Origin of the sequence: Brevibacillus centrosporus, assembly GCF_046622605.1 — a bacterium.
Classification (GTDB): domain Bacteria; phylum Bacillota; class Bacilli; order Brevibacillales; family Brevibacillaceae; genus Brevibacillus; species Brevibacillus centrosporus.
Genome location: NZ_CP176856.1, coordinates 1,841,318 through 1,866,611 on the forward strand (window position 1 = coordinate 1,841,318; position 25,294 = coordinate 1,866,611).

The 25,294-nt window shown below is 49.9% G+C and carries 23 protein-coding genes and 1 riboswitch; of the genes, 20 read left to right on the plus strand and 3 right to left on the minus strand.

The features are described from left to right. The first annotated feature begins 30 nt into the window (after positions 1-30). From ACLIN2_RS09540 to ACLIN2_RS09550, 3 genes are all read left to right on the plus strand, one after another. On the plus strand, positions 31-1,668 hold the full coding sequence (locus ACLIN2_RS09540) for a putative polysaccharide biosynthesis protein (RefSeq protein WP_411503909.1): 1,638 nt from the start codon (positions 31-33) through the stop codon (positions 1,666-1,668). Positions 1,669-1,976: 308 nt separating this feature from the next. Then, on the plus strand, positions 1,977-2,450 hold the full coding sequence (locus ACLIN2_RS09545) for a MarR family transcriptional regulator (protein WP_092274264.1): 474 nt from the start codon (positions 1,977-1,979) through the stop codon (positions 2,448-2,450). A gap of 155 nt (positions 2,451-2,605) precedes the next feature. Continuing rightward, a complete protein-coding gene (locus ACLIN2_RS09550) occupies positions 2,606-3,856 on the plus strand; it encodes an MFS transporter (protein ID WP_411503910.1) in 1,251 nt (416 codons plus the stop codon). Between the two features lie 29 nt (positions 3,857-3,885). Here ACLIN2_RS09550 and ACLIN2_RS09555 read toward each other — a convergent pair whose 3' ends face one another. Both ACLIN2_RS09555 and csaB read right to left on the minus strand, forming a co-directional pair. After that, complete coding sequence (locus ACLIN2_RS09555) at positions 3,886-4,734, minus strand: class I SAM-dependent methyltransferase (protein ID WP_411503911.1); 849 nt, start codon at positions 4,732-4,734, stop codon at positions 3,886-3,888. Between the two features lie 114 nt (positions 4,735-4,848). Continuing rightward, positions 4,849-5,952 carry a polysaccharide pyruvyl transferase CsaB gene (csaB, locus tag ACLIN2_RS09560; protein WP_411503912.1) on the minus strand — a complete coding sequence of 368 codons (1,104 nt, stop codon included), beginning with the start codon at positions 5,950-5,952 and terminating at the stop codon, positions 4,849-4,851. Between the two features lie 386 nt (positions 5,953-6,338). Between csaB and ACLIN2_RS09565 the strand changes: the two genes are divergently transcribed. From ACLIN2_RS09565 to ACLIN2_RS09645, 17 genes are all read left to right on the plus strand, one after another. Next, positions 6,339-7,268, plus strand: a complete 930-nt coding sequence (locus ACLIN2_RS09565) for a 50S ribosomal protein L11 methyltransferase (RefSeq protein WP_400582430.1) — start codon at positions 6,339-6,341, stop codon at positions 7,266-7,268. Between the two features lie 95 nt (positions 7,269-7,363). Beyond that, positions 7,364-8,542: a thiolase family protein gene (locus ACLIN2_RS09570; protein ID WP_411503913.1), complete on the plus strand. Its 1,179-nt coding sequence runs from the start codon at positions 7,364-7,366 to the stop codon at positions 8,540-8,542. Between the two features lie 133 nt (positions 8,543-8,675). Next, positions 8,676-9,665 carry an LCP family protein gene (locus tag ACLIN2_RS09575; protein ID WP_411503914.1) on the plus strand — a complete coding sequence of 330 codons (990 nt, stop codon included), beginning with the start codon at positions 8,676-8,678 and terminating at the stop codon, positions 9,663-9,665. Between the two features lie 212 nt (positions 9,666-9,877). After that, a complete protein-coding gene (locus tag ACLIN2_RS09580; RefSeq protein ID WP_411503915.1) occupies positions 9,878-11,581 on the plus strand; it encodes an AMP-binding protein in 1,704 nt (567 codons plus the stop codon). A 194-nt stretch (positions 11,582-11,775) separates the two neighbouring features. Continuing rightward, positions 11,776-12,363: a TetR/AcrR family transcriptional regulator gene (locus ACLIN2_RS09585; protein WP_092274238.1), complete on the plus strand. Its 588-nt coding sequence runs from the start codon at positions 11,776-11,778 to the stop codon at positions 12,361-12,363. 124 nt (positions 12,364-12,487) lie between these two features. After that, the gene (locus ACLIN2_RS09590) at positions 12,488-13,261 is read left to right on the plus strand and encodes an enoyl-CoA hydratase (RefSeq protein ID WP_411503916.1); all 774 of its coding nucleotides are present in this window, start codon (positions 12,488-12,490) and stop codon (positions 13,259-13,261) included. Between the two features lie 42 nt (positions 13,262-13,303). After that, positions 13,304-14,071 (plus strand): electron transfer flavoprotein subunit beta/FixA family protein, encoded by a 768-nt coding sequence (locus ACLIN2_RS09595; protein ID WP_411503917.1) that lies wholly within the window; start codon positions 13,304-13,306, stop codon positions 14,069-14,071. A 20-nt stretch (positions 14,072-14,091) separates the two neighbouring features. After that, positions 14,092-15,051 carry an electron transfer flavoprotein subunit alpha/FixB family protein gene (locus ACLIN2_RS09600; protein WP_327931821.1) on the plus strand — a complete coding sequence of 320 codons (960 nt, stop codon included), beginning with the start codon at positions 14,092-14,094 and terminating at the stop codon, positions 15,049-15,051. A gap of 223 nt (positions 15,052-15,274) precedes the next feature. Continuing rightward, complete coding sequence (gene trxA, locus ACLIN2_RS09605; protein ID WP_055742968.1) at positions 15,275-15,592, plus strand: thioredoxin; 318 nt, start codon at positions 15,275-15,277, stop codon at positions 15,590-15,592. Positions 15,593-15,896: 304 nt separating this feature from the next. Beyond that, positions 15,897-17,090 (plus strand): ABC transporter substrate-binding protein, encoded by a 1,194-nt coding sequence (locus tag ACLIN2_RS09610; RefSeq protein ID WP_092274362.1) that lies wholly within the window; start codon positions 15,897-15,899, stop codon positions 17,088-17,090. Between the two features lie 269 nt (positions 17,091-17,359). Then, positions 17,360-18,226, plus strand: a complete 867-nt coding sequence (locus ACLIN2_RS09615) for a branched-chain amino acid ABC transporter permease (RefSeq protein ID WP_092274224.1) — start codon at positions 17,360-17,362, stop codon at positions 18,224-18,226. A gap of 16 nt (positions 18,227-18,242) precedes the next feature. Further along, complete coding sequence (locus ACLIN2_RS09620; protein ID WP_411503918.1) at positions 18,243-19,202, plus strand: branched-chain amino acid ABC transporter permease; 960 nt, start codon at positions 18,243-18,245, stop codon at positions 19,200-19,202. A gap of 1 nt (position 19,203) precedes the next feature. Continuing rightward, the gene (locus ACLIN2_RS09625; protein ID WP_400582441.1) at positions 19,204-19,965 is read left to right on the plus strand and encodes an ABC transporter ATP-binding protein; all 762 of its coding nucleotides are present in this window, start codon (positions 19,204-19,206) and stop codon (positions 19,963-19,965) included. A 2-nt stretch (positions 19,966-19,967) separates the two neighbouring features. Then, positions 19,968-20,681 (plus strand): ABC transporter ATP-binding protein, encoded by a 714-nt coding sequence (locus tag ACLIN2_RS09630; protein WP_411503919.1) that lies wholly within the window; start codon positions 19,968-19,970, stop codon positions 20,679-20,681. A 136-nt stretch (positions 20,682-20,817) separates the two neighbouring features. After that, positions 20,818-21,069 (plus strand): DUF2164 domain-containing protein, encoded by a 252-nt coding sequence (locus ACLIN2_RS09635; RefSeq protein ID WP_092274209.1) that lies wholly within the window; start codon positions 20,818-20,820, stop codon positions 21,067-21,069. A 43-nt stretch (positions 21,070-21,112) separates the two neighbouring features. Then, the gene (uvrC, locus tag ACLIN2_RS09640; protein ID WP_411503920.1) at positions 21,113-22,894 is read left to right on the plus strand and encodes an excinuclease ABC subunit UvrC; all 1,782 of its coding nucleotides are present in this window, start codon (positions 21,113-21,115) and stop codon (positions 22,892-22,894) included. 85 nt (positions 22,895-22,979) lie between these two features. Then, a riboswitch (Lysine riboswitch) is annotated at positions 22,980-23,167 on the plus strand. A 282-nt stretch (positions 23,168-23,449) separates the two neighbouring features. Then, positions 23,450-24,691, plus strand: coding sequence for an aspartate kinase (locus tag ACLIN2_RS09645; protein WP_411503921.1), 1,242 nt, complete (start codon positions 23,450-23,452; stop codon positions 24,689-24,691). 83 nt (positions 24,692-24,774) lie between these two features. On the opposite strand, the gene ACLIN2_RS09650 is transcribed toward ACLIN2_RS09645, so the two are convergent. After that, entirely contained in the window at positions 24,775-25,221 is a 447-nt protein-coding gene (locus ACLIN2_RS09650; protein WP_092274200.1) for a DUF2507 domain-containing protein, read from the minus strand. Between the last annotated feature and the right edge of the window lie 73 nt (positions 25,222-25,294).

A 25,294-nucleotide genomic window follows, 5' to 3' on the forward strand; every position in this document is an offset into this window, starting at 1 on the left:
CGGGGGATCCCCCCTATAAAGGAGTTTCCCATGTTGAAAAAAAGTCATTTTCTCGCAGGCGCGTTAATTCTCGCCGTGGCGGGGATTTTGTCCAAAGTGATCGGGATGTTCTACCGCATTCCACTTCAGGAAATTGTGGGGGACAACGGTCTCGGACTCTATCAAGAGGTGTATCCGCTCTACCTGACCTTTCTGATTCTGGCTACTGCGGGTGTTCCTGTAGCTTTGTCCAGAGTCATAGCGGAAGCATTGGCAGAGGGCAAGCAAGGCTCCGTCGGACAGATTCTGGCGCGGAGCATGGTCATGATGGGAGCTATCGGTGTCGCTCTGTTTGCGATTTTGTATGTGACATCTCCTCTGATTGCAAAGATGATGGGAAATCCGCATTTGATCGAGCCGATCCGTGCGATATCCTTATCCCTGCTGTTCGTCCCGCTGATTGCGGTCATTCGCGGATTTTTTTACGGCTATCAAAAGATGCTGTACGTCGGCTTGTCCCAGATCGTCGAGCAGACCTTGCGTGTCGTCTTTATTCTGGTCGCTTCGCTCTATCTGGTTTCGCTGGGTGAGGATACCGACACAGTGATTACCGGTGTCAATTTTGGTACGATGATCAGTACGTTTTTGAGTCTCGGTTTCTTGGCCTTGCTGATGTGGATGCACAATCGCAAAGATTCAGTATTCACGGGTGCTCAGTGGAAGCGCGTAGATTGGTGGTACGATCGTGCCTTCTTCGCATCCATGTGGCGCATTGCCTGGCCGATCTGTATCTCTGCCCTGGTGATCCCGATCTTTTCTCTGACCGACTCTTTTCTTGCGATTAATATTTTCCGTTATATTTGGAACGTGGATGGACTCACTGCAGATACGTGGTTTGGAATCTATAGCCGTGGTGGTCCTCTATTGCAGATGGCGAGCTTGTTCGGCTCCTCGATTGCTCTTTCTATCGTTCCCGCCATTGCTGAAGCAGTACGGCAAAAGGACTCTGAACGTGTCACGACCTTGACCAAGCTGTCTTTGCGCTATGCGTGGCTGATTGGACTGCCAGCCGGACTGGGCTTGACCGCTGTAGCAGAAGGCGCGAACCTGGCTCTCTACGGTGATATGGAGGGCACACGAGCGATGGCGATTCTAGGAATCAGTGCGATTCCATTGTCCCTCCTTCTCGCGACCAACGGCATTTTGCAAGGGATTGGAAAAGAGAAAATCCCGGCACGCCATTTGCTCTACGGTGTGCTGGTGAAGGTAGCTGCGACTCTCGTCTTTACGTCGCTGTTGGGCATGGACGGTCTTTCTCTGTCCTGGCTGTGCGCGACAGCATTTGTCTGCATCCTCAACATGCGGACGATCAACCGTCTGGTAACGGTGCCGATCAACTGGCGATTTGATACGCTCTATCCCCTTCTCGTCGCCAATCTCATGCTGCTTCTGGCATGGGGAGCGACAGAGGCTGTTGAGCTGCTGCTTGCTGGCAAAGAAAAGGTGCGCTTGCTGGGAGCGTTGGAGACCGTTTCAGGAGTCGGTGTAGGTCTGATCATCTACCTGGGTCTGCTGCTGCTCATCCCGCTGATTGAGGAAAAAGAGCTGGAATGGCTGCCTGGAGGCAATAAACTGCGAACCTTGATGAATGCCATTCGCAAAAAACAGACGCAGTCCAAGATTCAATAAAGGGTAAAATGAAAAAGGGCGTCCTTCTGTCGATGAGTGATAGAGGGACACCTTTTTTTATACAGGAAGAATTTGAGGAATTCTTATCCAGGATAAGGGCAACTAAGGTGAGGTCTGTACTCTTTGGGTGCAAAAGGCTAGGTAGAGCCAAGTTTCTAAACATGATGCAGCATGCATGCAAACGTTAGGGGGTGGAAGCAGGATTGGTTTATTAGGTCAGGTTGCTTATAATAAGATATACCGTAAAGAATGAGCGTTTGAACGCAATTTACATATTGCTAATGTACCAACGTGTGGGAGGACAAGCCATGAATAAAGAAGAGCTGGTCATCATGGAGTTCAGGGACTTATTCAACAAAATGGTTTGGCTGAATAAGAGTAAGATGGAAGACAGTCTGAAGGGCTTTAAGCCTTCTGAAGTACATTGCATCGAATACATCGAAAGAAATGTAGACTCCAACGTGACAAAGCTTGCGGAGTCCCTTTATATGACTAGCGGTGCCATCAGTAAATTAACGCAGAAGCTCATAAAAAAAGGCTTGATCGAAAGTTACCAAAAGCCGGAGAATAAAAAAGAAATTTATTTTAGGCTAACGGAGCAAGGAAAAGTCATTTATAAAATCCATGAGGACCTGCACAAAGAGTTTCAAGAGCGGGATAAAGCCGTATTTGAGCAGGTAACCGAGGAACAATTTGACAGTATGCTGAGCTTCATAGAAAGATATAGCAGGCATTTGGATGAGGAAATAAAGAAACTGGGTATAAATATTCGGTCAGAATAATGGATGAATGAAAAGGACAACACAGGCAGCCCAACTCTACGGAGAGCGGGCTGTCTTTTTTTATTCGCATTATTTTGTTGCCAAGGAAGGAAAAATGGAGTACGATTTTTTTGTTTCCGAGGAAGGAAAATCGCAGCCTTGAAAGGAGCATGTAAGTGTCTACATTTCGATCACATCATGAACAGAGCACAGAAACTGCCATAGATAAAAGGGCGTTACTATTCGGACTGATGTCTGTGTTTCTTTGCGGGCTTGGCTTCAGTATCATAGCACCCGTCGGCCCATTCTTGGTGCAGCCTTATATAAACAATCCGGGAGATCAAGCGATCGTTGTTACACTGCTGACCTCTGTTAACGCGATCTGCGTGTTTTTTGCGGCCCCTGGACTTGGAGCTTTGAGCGACAGATTTGGTCGTCGTCCCTTGCTCTTACTATGTCTATTGGGCTCCGCAATCGGGTACTTCGTTTTTGGCTTAGGAGGTGCGCTATGGGTACTATTTGCTGGTCGCATCATAGAAGGAATTGCAGGCGGGAGCATCAGCACTCTCTTCGCATACTTTGCAGACATCACCCCTAGAGAACAGCGCACCAATTACTTTGGGTGGATGAGTGCGGCAGCAGGTGTAGGCTCCGCCATTGGTCCAGCTCTAGGCGGTTTGATTGCCAGGTTTGGTTACGCTGCCCCTATGTATTTTGGTGCGATCATCACCCTAATAAATGTGGTTTTTGGATTCTTCTTTTTGTCGGAGAGCCTTGACGAGAAGAGTAGACTGAAAAAGATTACCTTTGTCAGACTGAATCCATTCACACAGCTTGTCAACGTACTTTCCGTTAGAAACGTAAAAAGGCTGCTGGTCTCCGCATTCTTAATTTGGGTACCCAACGGATCTTTACAGGCAGTTTTCTCCCAATTGACAATAGATACTTTCCATTGGGCGCCTGCACTCATTGGACTTATGTTTTCCATATTGGGCGTCCAAGACATCATTTCACAAGGTTTCATTATGCCAAAGCTTTTGAAAAAACGCAGTGATGCACAGATAGCCATTCTGGGAATGGTTTCGGAGGTGATCGGCTACATTCTGATTGCAGCATCAGCTTTGTTCTCCTTCTATCCGCTTATAATCGCAGGAATGTTTCTCTTTGGTTTTGGCGATTCGATCTTTGGGCCTTCATTCAATGGGATGCTATCCAAGTCTGTCGATTCAAGTGAGCAAGGAAGGATTCAGGGAGGGAGCCAATCTATTCAGGCTTTAGCCAGAATAGCTGGACCTATTATTGGAGGACAAATCTATGTATCACTTGGTCATGCCGCCCCCGCTTTTATGGGGAGCATTCTAATAGTGGCGGCCATACCTGTTTTGTATAAGGGGACGCATGTAACGAAGAAAAACAAGCCCGAGTGAGTTTCAATCACCCGGGCTTCTTTATGGAATTACCTCTTTTGATAGACACATACGACCATTTTGACAAAGAATTCTCGGAAACCAGGTAGCTGTGCGAGACCTTGTAGCTGGCTGCGCAGAGGAATTTCCTTCTGGTAGACAGCAGGCTGCGTGACACCTTGCTGGATCCGGCGAAAACGCTTGATCGTCATGCGGTTGATATAGGAGATGGTATCGCTGCCGTCCGGACGTTTGTCAAAGCGAAAAGAGATACGGTCAGAACCGTCTGGCAAATCGCGAACGAGCTCTTTGTAGGCATCAATCAATGCTTGTTCGGAAAAGAGGGCGTGTACCCATGGAATTCCGATCGCATCCGAAAGATGGGCTCCGTACGGATGGTAGTAAGGCGGGAAGTTGATATAGAGATGACCGCCTGGCTTCAGCACCCGAAAGCATTCCTCTAACGTTTTCTCCGGCTCTCCCACATGCTCCATCGCGTCATTCATGATGATGGTGTCAAAGGTGTTATCCTCGAAGATCATTCGCGCAGCATCGCCTGTCATGAAGGAAACGACGTCTGCGAGCCCTTTTTCTTTGGCAAATGCATTTCCTTCCTCTGCATAGTGAGGGACGATATCGATGCCGATCATTTTTTTCGAACCATATGTGGCGTAGTAGCAGGTTTTCCCACCACCGCCGCAGCCGATGTCCAGTACTGTTTTGTCCCGGAACATTTGCTCCTGGGAGTGGAAGGGGAGGAAGAACTGGATTGTCTGGTCCCCTTTTTGAAACTGCCATTCGGTATAGCTCATCTCTCCGTTGTTGGCCAGATTAAACGGGTGAACGGGGAGAGGGAATAATCGATTCATGCCAATTAATAGTTGAGAGGAAACGGACATTTGCTAGTCCTCCTTATCCTATTCCTGTAGAAATGGAAATTTCTCAAGGAAGGTAGTATAAGCGCAGGTGAGGCTTCGCCTGCGCCAAAAGCTGGACAAAGCCCCTTCTACGAATCAGTGTTTTTTTCGCAAAGCTTGCAGCACCAATTCGCTGCTTTTGGCTGCTTCGATTTCGAGCAGACGGGAGTGCTCTGTCACCACGCCAATTTCCTGATCCATGCGGTCCAGACGCTCTGCCAAGAGGGCAAGCAAGCTATTTTCCGCAAGCTTCGTGATATGCCCTGCATTTGGCATACCGGCGCGCTCGACAAACCGATCAATTTTCGGATCGTAGGAGATTCCGATAAAAGGGGTTCGCAGCATGCAAGCGAGAATCAACGAATGCAGGCGCATGCCCACCACGTAATCGCATTGCTTTAAGACGGACATGATGTCATGGAAGGTCACTGGCTCATCAAGAAGCCTGGCACCAGGCTGTTGCATCTGATCCATGATTTCACGGGAAGGCGCAAGGTCGCTGGGAACATGCATCGGTAAAAACAGGACGTTCCACCCGCGCAAAAGAAACCAGTCAGCGGCCCTGGCAATGACCTTTTTGAAAGCCTGCTCCTGCTTCCAGTTCCGAACAGAGATGGCGACCAGAGGCTTGGCAGGATCTGCAAACTTGCCTTGCAAAAGCTCAAGGCCGCGCTCGTCCGATATATCCTCCGGAGAGATCGTCAGAGCTGGGTCAGCTGTTATATGAATGGGCGCTTTTACTACCCCACAGGATTTGAAGTCTTCGCCGGACTCGTAGTCACGCACGGTAATGACGTCTACCCGGTTGACCACTCGTTTGATCATGGAACGACTGAGTGGCTTTAGGATCGGACCAAAACCTTGCGCGTAAAAGACGACAGGTTTGCCCAGCAGCTTGGCGATCGTGACAATGCCCAAATAGTAGAGGACACTGCGCGGGCTGGTTACGTCTTGCATCAGCGTACCGCCGCCCATCACCAGCATGTCGCTTCGCATCAGCTCGCGGACGATGGTACCGAAGCTCCAGCGGTCATACGCTTCAATCCCAAACAGTTCCGCTGTGCGATCTGGCTGATTGGACAAAACCGCCAGGGAAATATTTGGTTGTTCCCTCTTGAGGGAGCTGATGATGCCGTACAGGACCACATCGTCTCCGGCATTATTAAATCCGTAATACCCGGAGATGAGAATTCGCGACATGGAGTGAACCTTCTTTCTATATCAAACGTACAGGAAAAATACATTCTCAAGTATAATCGAGTAAACAAGGGGAAGTAAAGCAACCCTAGTAAAAACTTGCTTCCTCTACATCGTCTGCAACCTGATAGGGTATAATGAATAGGCTACATTACGAAAACATATAGAGGAATCCCATAACGAACATGCCGATCCCAAGAACGATCAGGGCAATCATCGTGACGAGAAGTCCTTTGTTCTTGCGGCGTCGATAAAAGAATTCGTCAAACATGGTAAGCCTCCCAACGGAAAAATAGTCCATTCTACTATCATACCACGTAGAGTAGGAACCTCGCCATTAGCAGATGGAGCCTACGCAGGGATGGCACCAAGGAAAGGAGAAAGCAATCATGGAAAATATGTGGCTGAAATACACCTTGCTGGTAGAGAGGGAAACAGAAGATACGTTCGTGGCAGAGGTTTTGGGGAGTCCCTATACACTCGGGTGGATCGAGCCACAGATTGAAGTGCTGACGACGGAAAATGGCTACGACTATGCGGAAAACACGGACGGACCGGCAGTCGGCTATTTGTTCGAGCCCATGCAGGATGGGGAAGAGGCGCATGTAGAGAGATTGCAAGCTTACATACAGCGCTGGAATGGCCATGTCACGCTAAAAGAAGTAGAGCAGGTTCCTGAAGAGAACGATTCCTGGAAAGAGGAGTTTCGCGAGGTAAAGATAGGCAGCTGGTGGGTAGCTCCGACGTGGACGGACCCGCAGGCTTTGGAAGGGGCAGAGCATGTGCTCTGGATCGATCCGGGTGCTGCTTTCGGGACTGGCTATCATGGAACGACGCAGGACAGCCTGCTATTCCTTCAGGAGCTTTCCTTGACAGAAAAAAACGTGCTGGATATCGGGGCAGGCTCGGGGATTCTCTCCCTTTACTGTGTTCTAAGCGGAGCTCGTCAACCTGTTTACGCAGTCGATATCAATCCGCAGAGCGAATACCAGGTGCTGGTCAATGCAACGAACAATCATTTGCCCGATTCGGCTGTACGAGTTGTGATTGGGGATGCGCTCTTGCCGGAAGTAGCGGAGAGGCTTCCAGAGCGCTCAGACCTTATTTTGCTCAATATCGGAGGAGACGAGGATATTGCGATGCTGCCAGTGGTAGACAAGCATATAGCGCCGGACGGCTTGGTCATTCTCTCCGGAATCGTCGATTGGAATCGCAGCCATGTGTTATCCGCCTACGAGGAAGCTGGCTATCGACTGGAAAAAGAGCGTCACAGTGACGAGTGGGTTACTTTACTGCTGCGAAAAATCACGATGAAGTGAACTTGTAACTCATCTGTGCGATAATAGAGAAAAATACGAAAGCTTCTGCCAAAGGCTGCTCTGGCGGAAGCTTTGCCGCAATGGAGGGAGAAACAATGAAGGAGCAAGTAGTCATTGCCGCTGCTGGGCGTACGCCAATCGGCTCTTTTGGTGGTGTACTGAAAGATGTAAGCGCTCGCAAGCTGGCGGAAACCGTTATTCGGGGAGTATTGGACAAATCGGGAGTTCAGGCGAGCCAGATTGATGAAGTGATCCTCGGCAACTGCATTCAACGAAGTGATGAAGCAAACATCGCCCGTGTCGTCGCGATTGATGCCGGACTCGGGAAAGAAGTGACGGGCTTTACGGTGCAGCGTCAATGCGCTTCCGGCATGCAAGCTTTGGCAAGCGGCGCGTCTGAAATTTTGCTCGGTGACAGTGAGATCGTGATCGCGGGTGGCGTAGAGAGTATGAGCAATGCTCCTTATGTGCTGAAAAACGCTCGCTGGGGAAAACGCCTGATGCACGGCGAAATGACGGATGCCATGTGGGATCTCTTGACCGATCCACACCACCAGATTTTAATGGGCGAAACGGCAGAGCGATTGGTTGATCGCTACGGCATTACCCGGGAAGAGCAGGATGTGATTGCACTGCGCAGTCAGCAAAATGCGATTCGAGCCATCGACAACGGTCTGTTTGCAGAAGAAATCATCCCTGTACCTGTCAAAAAGAAAGGGCAGGAGACACTCGTGACCACAGATGAATTTCCTCGCAGAGACGTATCGCTGGAGGGGCTTGCCAAGCTGAAGCCAGGCTTCCGCGCAGATGGAACGGTGACAGCAGGCAATGCATCGGGACTGAATGACGGGGCATCTGCTGCGATCCTCATGAAGGAAGGAAAAGCAAAAGAGCTCGGGATTGAGCCGCTCGGACGAATCGTATCGTGGGCGTGGGCAGGCGTGGAGCCAGATCTGATGGGGTATGGCCCTGTGCCCGCTGTCAAAAAGGCGCTGGCGAAAGCAGGACTCTCCTTGTCTGACATCGAGCTGATTGAGGTCAATGAAGCTTTTGCTGCCCAGTATCTGGCGGTAGAAAAGCTGCTGGAGCTCCCGCGCGAAATCACGAATGTAAATGGAAGCGGTATCTCGCTCGGCCACCCTGTAGGATCTACAGGCTGCCGTATTGTCATTACACTGCTCCATGAAATGAAACGCCGTCAGCTAAAACGTGGCCTCGCAGCTCTGTGCGTTGGCGGCGGAATGGGAATGGCCATGGTTGTGGAACGCGACTAAAAGCAGCATCCACCAAGAAAAACGAATACTCCAAAATGTTTAAAGAGAGCCTCCCCTGTTAAGAATGAAAGCAAGTCCCTGTCTGAATTCGTAAAGACGGGGGTTTTGCTAGAATAGGGGGAGGCTCTTTGCTATGATGCTCTTTTCTTTTTTGAGGAAGAATTGGAAAAAAATCGCGTTTCACACGATATCGTGCATGTTGATAGGAGCGCTCGTCGCGGTAGCGTACACAGCCTATCAATACAAACAGATGACACAAAAATGGTATGCCCCTATCGAAGAAAAAAACGGAAATAGCACGCAGGCCTCTGCTTCTTTGCCGCCTCGGGATTTTCTGGCAGGTACAGAGCCAATGAAGCCTTTTTTGATGCTGCTGCTCGGGGTAGACAGCAGGGATGGCGAGAGTGCTCGCTCGGATACCATCATGCTGGCCGCAATTCATCCTGCCAAGCAAGGCGCTTATCTCTTATCCATACCACGGGACAGCTATATGGAGCTTGGCGGAAAGGGATACGATAAAGTCAACCACGCGATGGCTTTTGGCGGTCCCAAAATGGTGAAGGAATCGTTGGAGAAATTTTTACAAGTAAAGATCGATCGATACATGTCTGTAGATTTTGATGGATTTCGCCAAATCGTCGACGAGCTCGGAGGCGTTTCGGTCGATGTGAAAAAGCGGATGAAATACAGTGACCCAAGCGATGACACCTATATCGACATCAAGCCTGGCTTGCAAACCCTATCTGGGGAGCAGGCGCTCGACTACGCGCGTTATCGAAAAAGTGATCTTGGCAAAGAGGACAGTGATTACCAGCGCATCAATCGCCAGCAGGAAATCGTCCGTGCGCTTGCTTCCAAGGGATCGAGCGTGCAGGCGTATGCGAAGGCATTTTCTTTGATGGAGATTGTGGGCAATCACGTCAAAACGGATTTGACAGAAGGGGAGATCGCTTCGCTGCTCATCTCCTACGGGGATCCGACACCGAATGAGATTCATACGGACACCCTAATTGGTCAGGACGAACGCATTTGGCACAATGGCATTTGGGGCTGGTATCACTTGGTGCCAAGCTCGGAACGGGAGCGCGTGCGTCAGCAAATCGTCCACGCAACGACCCCATAAATCTCTTCCTTCAAGCAACAGAAGGGCTGCATGATTGGCAGCCCTTTTTTGCTGTTTTCGCTTTGAAGGGATAGCAAGAAAATCGTGGGAAGGCGAATTTGCTAATTAGTTGTAAAATTAGCTATTTTTCGAATAAAATAAGAAGAAGGAAGAGGTTGTGAAAGCGGATCTTACGGGAGAGGCAAGGCCAATTTTGGATGGAGGGAACGCCCATGTCAAATGCCAAGCCTTGGATTGCGAATTACCCGCCAGAAACTGCACCCTCATTGGAATACCCCCGTGTTCCTTTGACGTTTTTTTTGGAGCAGTCAGCCGCAGAGTATCCAGATAGCTATGCGATTTATTTTATGGGAAAGCGTATTACCTATCGTGAGCTGTTGCAGATGTCGTACCAATTCGCCCACGGACTCATTCGTCGTGGAGTGAAAAAGGGCGATCGCGTTGCCATCATGCTGCCCAACACTCCACAGGCGGTCGTCAGCTATTACGGTGCCTTGTTTGCAGGTGCCATTGTCGTGATGACCAATCCCCTCTATACAGAAAGGGAGCTCATCCACCAGCTGAATGATTCAGGCGCAGAAACCATCATCACCCTTGACTTGTTATACAAGCGCGTTTCTTCTGTAAAGGCATCCACTCCACTGAAACGAGTAATCGTAACGAGCGTTGGAGATTTCCTTCCATTCTTCAAGAAAATGCTGTATCCGTTGGTCCAAAAGAAACAAGGCCACAATCCGCAAATACCGTATGGCAGCGAAGTTGAGCCTTTTCTTTCTATTATAAAAGAAAGCGCTACCACACCGGTGAAAACAGAAATGGACCCAGAGGCAGACATCGCCCTTTTGCAGTATACCGGTGGTACGACAGGGGTAGCCAAAGGCGTGATGCTGACACATGGTAATCTCATTGCCAATGCCATCCAATGCCAGGCTGTGCTCTACAAGCTAAAAAAGGGCAAGGAACGAATCCTTGGAGCCCTGCCTCTCTTCCATGTGTACGGGATGACGACGGTGATGAACAAAGGGATCTCGATCGCAGCAGAGATCATTCTCGTGCCCAAATACGAGGTCAAACAAATATTTGAGATGATCGACAAGCGAAAGCCTACCCTGTTTCCAGGCGCTCCGACGATGTACATCGCCCTCATCAATCATCCCGATTTGAAAAATCATGATCTGTCCTCCATCGAGGCTTGTGTGAGCGGATCAGCCCCATTGCCGCTCGAGGTGCAGAGCAAATTCGAGGAGCTGACGCACGGCAAGCTTGTAGAGGGGTACGGACTGACCGAAGCCTCGCCAGTGACTCATTCGAATCCGATCTGGGACAAACGAATTTCCGGAAGTATTGGATTGCCTTGGCCGGATACCGACTGCAGGATTGTCGATACCGCTACCGGAGAAGCTTTGCCACAAGGGGAAATCGGAGAGCTGGCAGTCAAAGGACCTCAGGTGATGAAAGGCTACTGGAACCGCCCGGAAGAGACAGCGGCGATCTTGCAGGATGGCTGGCTTTTGACAGGCGATATGGGGTATATGGACGAAGAGGGCTATTTCTACATCGTAGATCGCAAAAAGGACATGATCATCGCAGGCGGCTTCAATATTTATCCACGAGAAGTCGAGGAGGTTCTGTTCGAGCATCCGATGATTCAGGAGGCAGCTGTCATCGGGGTTCCCGACCCGTACCGCGGAGAAACGGTCAAAGCGTTCATCGTATTCAAGAAAGGCCAGCAGGCGAGCGAGGATGAGATCGAAAAGCATTGTCGCGAGCGGCTGGCAGCTTATAAAATCCCGAGGCAATACGAATTCCGTTCTGATCTGCCTAAGACGATGGTAGGCAAGGTACTCCGGCGTCAGCTGCAGGACGAGGATAAAAAGCGAAGAGAAGCAGAGAGCAGTGAAAGTAAAACCAGCTAGGAGCAAAACGAAGCAGGTCTGTTTCCCACAAACGGTAGGAGATGGACCTGCCCCGAATTGCGGGCTGGAAAGTGTAGACACAATTCTGGAATTGCAGCCAGCGATGATTGACATGAATCATCGGCTGATATAAACTGATTATGAATGAATGGTCATTCATTTTATTGTCAGTGCTAGTAAAGATGGAGGTATGTATGGCAAAGAAAACGGGGGAAAAGTATCAGGCCATTATTGATGCAGCTGTTCGTGTCATCGCTCGTCAGGGTTATCATAATGCCCAGGTATCCAAGATTGCAAAAGAGGCGAAGGTAGCGGACGGCACGATCTACCTCTATTTTGAAAACAAGGATGATATTTTGATTTCTCTGTTCAACGAAAAGATGGGTCATTTTGTTGAAACAAACCGGAGACACATCGCAGAGGCATCATCCATCGAGCAAAAATTATATGTACTCGTTCATGCTCACTTTAGCCAGCTTTCATTGGATCATGAGTTTGCGAAAGTGACGCAAATCGAGCTGCGCCAGTCCAATCCTGTCATCAGCGAAGGGATCGGGAATGTCATGAAGCAGTACTTCGACCTGATCGACGAAGTGCTTTGTGAAGGGATCGACAAAGGCATTTTGAACCCAGACCTGGATGTGCGGGTAGCGCGGAAAATGATTTTTGGTACGCTGGATGAAGTTACGACGTCTTGGGTGATGAAGCAGTGCAAGTACGACCTGGTCTCTTATACGGATTCCGTTCATAACCTCTTCCTGTACGGTTTGAAAGGAAAATGATGAAAGAAAAAGCTTTTTTTGAAGTGACACCTTTGATACAATAAGAATGCGAGACTGAGCGATCGCTCAGAAACGAAAGAACTTCAATAAAAACTTACTTAAGATAGAGCTTGGGGGGAGAGAAATGGATTCGCGTTGGAATGTGCAGATCGTCGATCGTGTAGCTGTAGCTACGATCACCAACCCGCCTGCCAATGCACTAGGCAAGCCTGTGCTGGCACAGCTTGGTGAACTGCTGGATCAATGGGAGAAAGATACCGAGATCAAAGCAATCGTCGTGACCGGGGAAGGACGTTTTTTCGTTGCAGGAGCAGATATCAAGGAATTTACTGAGCTGCTGCCGGCCGACGCCGAAGTCATGGCGAAAAATGGCCAAGCGCTGTTTGACCGTATGGAGAAATTTCCAAAGCCGATCATTGCCGCTATTAATGGAGCATGCCTGGGTGGAGGGCTGGAGCTGGCGATGGCCTGCCACATTCGACTGGCTGCACCAGAAGCCAAGCTTGGATTGCCTGAGTTGAATCTGGGATTGATTCCTGGATACGGAGGTACGCAGCGCTTGCCTCGTCTGGTCGGTCGCGGGAAAGCGACACAGCTGATCCTCACTTCCGAGATGATTGGTGGCGAGGAAGCTCATCGCATCGGTCTTGTGGAAGCTGTATATCCGGCAGAGCAGCTGCTGGAGGAAGCCAAAAAGCTGGCTGCTACGATCGCGACGAAGAGCGCAGTTACCTTAAAGCTGGCGCTTGCTGCCGTCCAAGGCGCAGTGGATCTTCCTTTGTCAGAAGGTTTGGCAAAAGAAGCAACCCTGTTTGGCGAAGCATTCACCTCCGAAGATGTAAAAGAAGGCGTAGGTGCCTTTTTAGAAAAACGCAAACCAAATTTCGCTGACCGCTAAAAAGGTCATTTCAGCAATACCATTTCGAGGGAGGGCAACGAAATGAATATCTTGGTTGTGATGAAGCAAACCTTTGATACCGAAGAAAAAATCGTTATCCAAAACGGAAAAATTTCCGAAGATGGTGTAGAGTTTATCATCAACCCGTACGATGAGTACGCAGTAGAAGAGGCAATCAAGCTGAAAGAAGAGCACGGCGGGGAAGTAACCGTCATCAGCATCGGTCCAGATCGCGCGGAGAGCTCACTGCGTACTGCTTTGGCGATGGGCGCAGACAAAGCCGTTCTCGTAGACGACGAGGAGCTCTTCGGTGATGAGTTTACGACAGCAAAAGTACTGGCAGCTGTCGCACAAAAGGTCGGCTATGACATCATCATCGGCGGACAGATGGCGGTAGACTCTGGCGCGGGACAAGGCGGGCCTCGTCTGGCGGAAGAGCTGGGAATCAACCATGTGTCCACTGTCGTGAAATTGGAAGTGAACGGCACAGCCGTGCGTGTAGAACGGGACGTGGAAGGCGACCACGAAGTAGTAGAAACGAGCCTGCCAGTACTGATCACGGCACAGCAAGGTCTGAACGAACCGCGCTATCCTTCCCTTCCAGGGATCATGAAAGCGAAGAAAAAGCCTTTGGATCGCCTGTCTGCAGATGATCTGGGGCTGGATGTAGCTGCTGTCAAAGCAAAAACAGAGATCGTGGATCAAACGCTGCCACCGAAAAAGCAAGCAGGACGAATTCTCTCTGGTGAACTGGCGGCTCAGGCGTCAGAACTGGTGCAATTGTTGCGCAGCGAAGCGAAAGTGATCTAAGCGAGAAGGAGAGGATATCCATGAAAAAAGTACTGGTATTGGCAGAAGTTCGTGACGGACAACTCCGCAACGTGTCGCTGGAAGCTTTGGCTGCCGCTTCTACATTGGCAGACGGCGGTGAAGTGACAGCAGCTGTTTTTGGCTCAAATGCAGCAGAACTCGCAGCGACTCTCGGACAGCATGGTGCAAGCACCGTTTATACAGCTGACCACAGTGCACTTGCACAATATACACCGGATGCTTATACACAGGCGCTGGTTCAACTGATTGAGCTGGCGAATCCGGATGCGGTTGTCCTCGGTCACACGGCCATCGGACGCGATGTGGCACCGCGCGTAGCTGCCCGTCTCGGATACGGTCTGGTTTCCGACGTAACAAGCCTGGAAGCAGGAGAAGTATTCGTACGTCCGATCTACGCAGGAAAAGCTTTTCAACAACGTAAATTTGTTGATGGAAAAACTTTCGTTACTATACGACCAAACAATATCGCAATTGGCGCAGCAGACGCTTCCAAAACGGCAACGGTGGTTCCTGTGGAGCTGGAAATCAAGGATCTGCGTTCTATCGTGAAGGAAGTCGTACGCAAAACCAGTGGCAAAGTGGATCTTTCCGAGGCCAAAGTGATCATTTCCGGTGGTCGTGGCGTGAAGAGTGCGGAAGGCTTCAACACGCTGAATGAGCTGGCGGATGTACTGGGTGCAGCGGTCGGCGCATCCCGTGGTGCGTGCGATGCTGACTACTGCGATTACTCCATGCAAATCGGTCAAACAGGGAAAGTCGTTACTCCTGACCTGTACATCGCGTGCGGCATCTCCGGAGCCATTCAACACTTGGCTGGGATGTCCAGCTCGAAGGTCATCGTCGCGATCAACAAGGATCCGGAAGCGCCGATTTTCCAAGTGGCCGATTACGGGATCGTAGGAGATCTGTTCGAAGTCGTTCCCCTTCTGACAGCCGAATTCAAAAAGGTATTGGTGTAGTCCAGCCTGACTTATAGAACAAAAGCGTCCGTAAATAGCGGGCGCTTTTTTCCTTGTCCATGCCCCTGTGTTTCACACGATGAATGAGAGCAGCATAAGAGTGGATAGACTAAAGCGTGAAGTGCGTCCAAAGTGCTCGGCGCCGTAGTCATTTTCAGGATTGGATGATATACTGTGCGTGTGGAACCTTTTTCCGTAATTGAATTCTAGGGGGTAATTACTCATGGCAATTGTAAATGGAACGGACCAAAACTTTTCCCAGGAAGTAGAGCAAGGCGGTACTGTCCTGGTTGACTTCTGGGCACCTTGGTGCGGCCCTTGCAAAATGATCGCTCCTGTTTTGGAGCAAATCGACAGCGAAGTGGGCTCCCAGCTCAAAATCGTAAAAGTAAACGTGGATGACAACCCAGGCTCCGCTGGACGCTTTGGCGTAATGTCCATCCCAACCCTGATCGTTTTCAAAGACGGTCAACCTGTTGACAAAGTCATCGGCTTCCAACCAAAAGAAGCTTTGATGGCAACCGTTGGCAAACATCTGTAAAAAAATACCTGCTGACAGGTAGGGAACGGCATCCTTCGAGGGTGCCGTTTTTTCGTGTGATTAAACGGAAGTATGGCGGTCTATTCGGTAGGGGAAAACCCATGAGGCCACTAGCTTTCTGGCCTGAATCGACATCGCCGAAAGGATTGGATTTTTAACAAGAGCATAAAAATTCTGAGCGATCGTTTGTCAAAAAACAAAGTTTAAAGAGAGAAAATTGATTGCGTTTTCGTAATACATTGATTAAAATTCATATATTCAATTTTTTAGAAAGATTTATAAAAATTAAGGGAGGCTTTTCATGATGAAAGGGTTCAGCTTACTCAAGTCACTGGCGACGATTTCATTGGGTGCCGTATTGATGGTAGGATGTTCTAGCGGAAATAGTGCAGCACCAGCAGCAAACGGAGGTTCCACACCAGCACAGACTCCAGCAGCAGAAGGTGCCGGTGGAGAAGTTACAGCACAAATCGGTGTGGTTGGGTTCTTGTCCGGTTCGGGTGCAGCGTACGGCGAAGCACAAAAAGCAGGTCTGGAGTTGGCTTTGGGCGAGTTGAACGAAGCGAACAAAGGCAAACTCAAGATGGAATTAAAGTTTGAAGATTCTGGCGGAGAGAAAGAAGGAGCAATTAACGCTGTAAATAAACTGATAAATCAGGATAATGTGGTAGCGATCATCGGGCCAACTCTATCCGGTGAAATGTTCGCGGCAGGTCCAGTAGCGAACGAAGCGGAAGTTCCGATCTTTGGTATCTCCAACACATCTGAAGGCATTAACGATATCGGTGAATACGTATTCCGCAACTCCTTGCCTGAGTCCATCGCGATTCCAACCGCGATGAAAGCTGCTGTGGAGAAAAAAGGCATCAAGAAAGTAGCATTGATCTACGCATCAAACGATGACTTCTCCGTAAACGGCTACAAAGTGATGAAAGCTACTGCTGAAAAAATGGGTCTGGAGATCACTGGCGAAGCTACTTTCTCCAACGGCGATGTTGACTTCTCCGCTCAGCTGACCAAGCTGAAGCAAACCAACCCGGATGCGCTTTTGGTATCCGCCCTGTACAAAGAAGGCTCCATGGTAGTGAAAAAAGCTCGTGAACTGGGTATCACAGCAACGATCCTGGGCGGTAACGGCTTCAACAACCCGAAAGTATTTGAAATCGCAGGTCCTGCAGCTGACGGTTTGATCGTAGCAACACCTTTCAGCCCAGAAAAACAAGATGACAAAGTACAAGCCTTCGTAAAAGCATTCGAAGCCAAATACAACAAGAAGCCTGACCAATTCGCTGCTCAAGCTTACGACTCTCTGTACATCATGTCCCAATCCCTCCTGGGTGCTGGCAAAGCTGACCGTGAAGAATTGCGTAACCAACTGGCTCAGCTGAAAGACTTTACCGGTGTATCCGGCAAATTGTCCTTTGACGAAAAACGCAACCCAATTGGAGATGCCGTTGTTGTAGTAGCAAAGGATGGTAAATTCGTTCCTTTTGAATAAGGGATGCTGCCCGGGGACTCCCGGGCTCTTCTTTCAACAAACGAGGAAGTAAACTACGTTCGTCATCTGCCAAGCGCATGTCCTACCAGTAAGAAGGGGCTCCGTCTAATATGGCGGGGCCAAGTTTTCTAACTGGATCAGTAAGTATAAACGCCGATCTTTTACTTGCTGATCCAGCCAGAATAACTTTCCGCGCTCCAGCGGTCTGACCAGGACTTTAGGCGTGCGTCTCGAAGGTGATAGAACCACTTTACAGTGAGGTGAGGCAGTTGTTTTGGCAGCAATTAGTCAATGGCTTGACAGTTGGTAGTACCTATTCGTTGATTGCTTTGGGCTATACGCTCATTTTCGGTGTCTTGGGCATCATTAACATGGCGCATGGACAGATCTTTATTTTTGGCTCGCTGGTCGGACTCGTCTTGATGACGAGCATGCAGATGCCGCTTGGAGTAGCGCTGGTTGCGTCGATCGTCATATCTGCGATCCTGGGACTTATTTTGGAATATACAGCTTTGCGTCCCTTGCGCAAAAAGAACGTTCCTCACTTGGCGTCCTTGATCAGTACCATTGGCTTTGCGATTCTCGTGGAAGAGGCGATGCACAAAATCTTTGGTGCAGACTCTCGTGCGTTTCCGCAATCATTCGGTGACAAGACGTTTGATTTAGGCGTCATCCAAATACGCAGTGTGGATCTTATCATTCTCGCTATTGCACTGATTTTGATGTTTGTCCTGCACTTCTGGATTCAAAAGACCAAAATGGGAAAAGCGATCCGGGCCACAGCGGAAAATACCGATACCGCCAATATCCTGGGGATCAATACGAACATGGTCATCATTGTTACCGTCATGCTGGCTTCTGCTCTTGGGGGCGTAGCGGGTATTTTGATCGGGATGGCATACTCTGCTTTGATTCCAACCATGGGGATGACTCTTGGATTTAAAGGACTGGCCGTATTGATTTTGGGTGGTGTCGGCAGCATTCCGGGTGCGATGGTATGCGGCGTACTACTCGGGGTGATCGAGGTGTTCACAGTAGCGTACGGGGATTCCTCGTACCGGGATGCAGTGGCATTCGGTTTGATTATCGTCATTTTGCTGTTGAAACCGGAAGGACTATTCGGACGAAAAGCGTAAAGGAGGTGCACACGAGATGGATATATTGAATCCGTACAATTTACAAGTATTCACATTTATTTTGCTAAACAGCATTCTTGCGATTAGTATCTATATCACGCTCTCGACCGGCCAGCTCTCGTTGGGACATGCAGGGTTTATGAGCATTGGTGCTTTTACGGCGAGTATTTTGTCCAAGCAAGCGGACGTGCCGCTGTTTATCGCGATCATCATTGGAGGACTGGCTGCGGGGATCGTCGCTTTGCTGATCGGAGCCCCGACTTTGAAGCTCCACGGCTTGTATCTGGCGATCGCTACGCTTGGGTTTGGTGAAGTCATTCGCGTTATTTTGCTGAACATGAAAATTACGAACGGTGCACTGGGACTTACTGGTCTGCAGTCCATCGGGAACTATTTATATGATTTCGAAAAAGCGATGGGGCTGAAAGCGCAATCGCTGGGTATTTCCGTCATTCAGATGAAGTCATTGACGACATTCGTGTTTATGGTGCTCCTGTTCGCTGTTGTGCTGTTCCTGACTTTGCGTCTGAACCGCTCGCGTCTGGGCCGTGCCTTTGAAGCGATCAAAGCGGACGAAACAGCTGCTCGTGCGATGGGGCTGCAGGTTGCGTATTACAAAATGCTCGCCTTTATCATTGGCTCTGTGCTGGCAGGGATTTGCGGCGGTCTGTATGCGCACATCACGACGACGATTACACCTGACGACTTTAACTATCACAAAGTCGTAGAGATTTTGTCCTATGCCGTTATCGGAGGAAGCGAAGTTGTTTGGGGTCCTCTGTTTGGTGCGCTTGTGCTGACTGCTCTGCCAGAGGTGCTGCGTGGCTTGGCGGAGTACAAGATGCTGATGTACGGCTTGATCATGGTAGGGGTAATGGCATTTAGACCGCACGGCTTGATCGGTGCCGATACGTTCCAAAAGCTTTTCCGCCGCCGCAAAGGCAAGTCGGGAAATGAAGCGAAGGAGGGAATGTGACGTGCTGCTAGAACTGAAGAACGTAGGAAAAAGCTTCGGTGGGATCACAGCCCTGCGTGACGTTTCCTTTGGTGTGAAGGAAGGCGAGATCGTCGGCTTGATCGGCCCGAACGGAGCGGGGAAAACGACGATTTTTAACATGGCAACGGGTATTTTTGCACCGACGACGGGGACCTTCTCGTTTGCAGGGCAGGAGCTAAACGGGGTTGCCCCAAACAAAATTACAGAAATGGGCGTCGCCCGGACGTTTCAGAATATTCGCCTGTTTGGTCATTTAAGTGCGCTTGATAATGTCAAGATCGGCTGCCATTCCCGGATGAAGGCTGGCTTCTGGGCAGCGCTGCTCCGCACTCCAAGCCAACGAAGGGAAGAGCGCGAAGTCGAGAAAAAAGCAGAGGCTTTGCTCGAATTTGTTGGGCTGTCTGACGTGCGAGACGTTCGTTCCGATACGCTGGCTTACGGACAGCAGCGCCGCTTGGAAATTGCTCGCGCGCTAGCTACTGAGCCAAAGCTGCTTTTACTGGACGAACCAGCCGCAGGGATGATCGAAAGTGAAACGAAGTCCTTGACGGAGCTCGTGCGCAAAATTCGCGACAGCGGCATTACCGTGCTTTTGGTTGAGCATGATATGGGTCTGGTCATGACTCTGTGCGATAAAGTCGTCTGCATCAACTTCGGTGTGAAGATCGCCGATGGTACACCTGAAGAGGTGCAGAACAATCCGGACGTAATTGAAGCCTACCTCGGCAAGGAGGAGGAATAAGCATGCTGAGTATTCAAAACCTGACGACTTCCTACGGGCAGATCAAAGCGATCCGGGGAATTTCTCTGGAAGTGCCGGAGGGAAAAATCGTTTCCCTGATCGGTGCAAACGGTGCCGGCAAAACAACGACGATGAGAACCATTGCAGGGCAGCTAAAGCCGCAAAGCGGGGGCATCGTGTTTTGCGGGCAGAAGATTGACGGTTCCAAGCCGCACCAGATCGTGAAAGCAGGTTTGGCGCTTGTCCCGGAAGGCCGTCAAATTCTCGGGAAAATGACGGTGCTGGAAAACCTGGAGATGGGTGCTTTCCAGCGCAACGATTCACAAGGCATCAAAGACGATATGGAAAAGATGATGAATTGGTTCCCGATTTTGCGGGAACGTTTGTCTCAGCTTGGTGGTACGATGTCGGGAGGGCAGCAGCAGATGCTGGCGATTGCCCGTGCATTAATGTCCCGTCCGAAGCTGCTTTTGCTGGACGAGCCTTCTATGGGCCTCGCTCCCATTGTCGTATCGGATATTTTTAAAGTAATCAAGCAGATCAATGCGGAAGGCACGACGGTTCTCATCGTGGAGCAAAACGTCAAGCAGGCGTTGAAAATCGCGGATTACGGGTACGTGCTAGAAGCAGGTCAGATCGTACTCGACGGAACGGCTGAATCGCTCTTGAACGACGAGCGTGTCAAAGAAGCGTATCTGGGTGGCCGCAAGCATTAAGATCATCAGACAGCCAGAAAACTGTCGCTCTTACCAAAAGGGCGGCAGTTTTTTTCATCTACGATCCGTGGTAACATGGAGAAAGAACGTATATTCCTATTTCGTGAGTTATAGAGGAAGGGTGCGCAAACGGCCTATGGCGGAAAAAATGTCCCGGGAACAAAAAGAATACCTCGTCCATCAGGTGCAGCGCTTTTTCCACGAGCAGCGTGGAGAAGAGCTGGGGAATCTGGAGACGGAAGAGATGATCGACTTTTTTTGGAAGCAGCTAGGTCCCATTCTCTATAATCTGGGTGTGCAGGACGCAAGAAAGCTTTTGCAAGAGCGGTTTGCGTCGCTGGAGGACGAATTGTACGTGTTGGAAAAGCCATCTGCATCTGGTCGCTGAGGCCGGGTGTCTTCCTAATGAAAGATAAAAGGAGGGAGCAGCCTTGAACAGCTCCTTGAAAGATAAACTGGCTGTACTTCCGGAAAAGCCAGGCTGCTACCTGATGAAAAACAAGAGCGGTGAGATTATTTACGTCGGGAAGGCAAAGGTCCTGAAGAATCGCGTCCGTTCGTATTTCACCGGTAGCCACGACGGGAAGACGCAGCTTCTGGTCAGCGAGATCGTCGATTTTGAATATATCGTCGTCTCCTCGGCTATTGAGGCTTTGGTCCTGGAGTGCAACCTGATCAAACAGCATAACCCGCGTTATAACGTCATGCTGCGGGACGACAAGACTTATCCATACATTAAAATTACGAATGAAAAGCAGCCGCGGCTGGAAATCACACGCAAGGTCATCAAGGACAAAGCGCGTTATTTTGGGCCATACCCGAATGCCGGGGCAGCTTCCGAAGTGAAAAAGCTGCTGGATCGGCTCTATCCACTGCGCAAATGCCGGACGATTCCAAAGCAGGTGTGCCTGTACTATCATATGGGGCAATGTCTCGCGCCCTGTATTCAGGACGTCGCAGAAGAAGAAAACCAACGGCTTGTAGAGGAAATCAGCAAGTTTCTCGATGGCGGGCATGAGGAAATGAAGCAGCAGCTGACCGGAAAAATGCATGAGGCTGCCGAAAACATGGAGTTCGAGCGAGCAAAGGAATTCCGCGATCAGATCATCAGCATCGATGCGGTGATGGAAAAACAAAAGGTCACCATGATGGATACAGTGGATCGGGATATCATCGGCTATGCAGTAGAAAAAGGCTGGATGTGCGTACAGGTCTTTTACATGCGACAGGGCAAGATGATCGAGCGGGATACGACTTCCTTTCCTTATTATGGAGACGAGGCAGAGGACTTCATGTCGTACGTCAGCCAATTTTACTACGACAAGCAAAATGCCTTGCCAAAAGAGATTTTGCTTCCGGAGAGCAGTGACCCGGATCTGCTGGCAGAATGGCTAGGTGTCAAAGTCCACGCACCGAAGCGCAGCAAAAAGCGCGAGCTCGTGCAAATGGCGTCGGAAAATGCGCGGATTGCCCTGCAGGAGAAATTTGCGCTGATGTCCAAGGACGATGCTCGTACGATTCAGGCTGTTCACAACCTGGGTCATATTCTCGGGATTGGCACACCAAACCGGATTGAGGCGTTTGACAACTCGAATATTCAGGGGACGGAGCCCGTGTCTGCGATGGTTGTCTTTACGGACGGACGACCCGATAAAAAGGAATACCGCAAGTTTAAAATCAAAACGGTGGAGGGTCCGGATGATTACGGCTCCATGCGTGAGGTCATCAGACGCCGTTATTCGCGCCTTTTAAAGGAAGATGGCCGTATGCCTGACCTGATCGTCATCGACGGCGGAAAGGGCCAAATAAGCGCGGCTATGGACGTGCTGGAAAATGAGCTGGGCCTATACATCCCCGTTTGTGGTCTCGCCAAGGATGAAAAGCACAAAACCGCACAGCTGATGTTCGGTGATCCACCTGAACCGGTAGAGCTCAAGCGGGACAGCTATGAGTTTTACCTGCTGCAGCGCGTACAAGACGAGGTGCACCGGTTTGCCATTACGTTTCATCGTCAGTCTCGTTCGAAAACGATGCTTTCCTCGCAACTCGACGAAATTCCGGGAATCGGGGAAAAGCGCCGCAAGCTACTGTTCACTCACTTTGGCTCCTTGAAAAAAATGCGGGAAGCTACGGTAGAAGACTTCAGGCAGCTGGGGATTGGCGACAAGCTCGCAAAAGAGATCATTTCGCATTTACGCAAGTTGGAATCGTAATAGGCCGACAAAAAGGAATTGAACCTCACGCATTCGCATGATATAATGCGATTCAAACAGAATAGTAAGCCTCACTTCCATTATGGAGTGAGGTAGAGGCGCGAAAACCAAGAGTACCTCCCTGAGATCGGGAATCTGTGAAGGGTATGGGAAAGGGGAATTCGCCGAAGTGTGGAGATTGACCCGCCTCTCTCCATGCTGGGTCTGCATTGAACAAATGCAGGACTGTCATCTGCGCAATCACCAGTTGCCAGATGGAGAGCTATCTCACGGTGTGTCAGTGTGAGTCATGATGAATGGTTTTGTCATGCTTTGCTGTCCGCGTGTATTGGAAGGGAGGAACCGGGATGTCGAAACAATAGACAGCGGCAGGTGCTACCTCGTCGGTGTCTTTTTTACTAATTGCGAATGTCATAACTTCATGAATAGTCTGCCTGATCAGAATGGGAAAATGACAGGAAATGGCGTAAATGTAATAATACGCATGGAGAAAAAATAGAAACCATACGAAACCATATAGGAAACGAGAGAATAGGAAAAGGGAGAGAAGCCAGCATGGGGTTGATCGTGCAGAAATACGGAGGCACCTCCGTTGGTACCATTGAGCGTATATTGCGAGTAGCGGACCGGATTATCAGCTATAAAGAAGAGGGACACGATGTCGTTGTGGTAGTCTCTGCCATGGGAAAATCCACAGATGTCTTGGTGGATATGGCCAAGCAAATTACGGATTACCCGTCTGAGCGGGAAATGGATATGCTGTTGACCACGGGGGAGCAGGTATCCATCGCGCTTTTGTCGATGGCTTTGCATACGAAAGGCTACGATGCCATTTCGCTGACTGGCTGGCAGGCCGGTATCACGACGGAGTCGATCCATGGGAGAGCGCGAATCCAGCAAATTGATGCCGCGCGCATTCAGTCGGAGCTGGGGCGTGGCCGCGTCGTTATCGTGGCAGGCTTCCAGGGCCTCAGTGAAGAGGGCGAGATCACTACGCTCGGCCGCGGTGGTTCGGATACGTCGGCAGTGGCTTTGGCAGCCAGCTTGAATGCTGAGAAATGCGAGATTTTTACAGACGTGTCCGGTGTGTACACGGCTGATCCACGCGTCGTTCCGGCAGCCAGCAAGCTCGACAGCATTTCCTATGACGAGATGCTGGAGCTGGCGAATCTCGGAGCTGGTGTGCTGCATCCGCGTTCAGTAGAAGCCGCAAAAAAATACAAGGTACGGCTGGTGGTCCGCTCCAGCTTTACCGCTGAAGATGGTACGTACGTAGAGGAGGTTGCCAACATGGAAACAGGAAGAGTGGTAAGTGGAGTCGCTCACGATGAAGATGTTGCGAAAATTACGGTTGTCGGGATGCCTGCGAAAGTAGGAACCCTCTCTCGCCTTTTCAATACACTGGCAGATCATCAAGTCAATGTAGACATTATTATTCAAAGCTCCTACGATGCAGCTGTAACAAACATTTCGTTTACGTGCGCATCCGATGATTTGAAGAAGGCGCTGGATACCCTGGCAGCCCATCAGGAAACGCTCGGCTTTGAAAAGGTGGATCATGAAGAAGGCTTGACGAAAGTATCGATCGTCGGCTCCGGCATGATCAACAATCCAGGTGTTGCAGCTGAAATGTTCCGCGTTTTGGCTGAACAAGAAATTTCTATTAAAATGGTATCCACTTCTGATATCAAGGTTTCATGCGTGATTCCAGCTCATTTGACGGAGCTCGCTGTGCGCAGCCTGCATTCGGCTTACGGACTGGACGTGGCAGAAACCGCTGTCGTACACGGACTGTAGGCATTTGAATTTTGCGATGCGGCTATACTCCCCTCTTCCTGCCTGGGAAGAGGGGTTTCCCATGTTTGTTCTCATCGAGGATTTTAATGGGATGCCTCAATGCGTATTTCACTCTCGCCTTCGAGCAAGAGCTGAGCAGTCGTTTCCTTTCCTCTCCACTGTTCTACCGCCCCTGCGACGATACCGCATTCTAGGGAAAGAGCACGGCTTTTTCGCTGCTCGGACATATAGGGGAAGATAGCGTGAGAGAGCTTGAAGAGAATGCGTGATTCCGACTCTTCCAACAAGTCGAGCTGCCCCAAGCCTAGCCGAATGAAGGGCATAACAATCCCGTTTGCCGATTGGATGGGAATCTTCCCACCGATGTCTTTTCCGAGCCAATAAAGGATAGGGCTTTCGCTTTCACCGAGCATGGTGTGGGTGAGTGCTTCTCGCAAGACGTGATAGCCGAGATAGGGCATGTTCATGCGTTCGGCATATGCGATAGACTTTTGCGGCAGTAAAGCGGACAGTTGATCCGTCTCTTTCATTCTGCTTCCCTCCTGTCTGTACTAGATTATGAGGAACCTGTATTTGTTATGACAGAATAATAGGAAAATAACG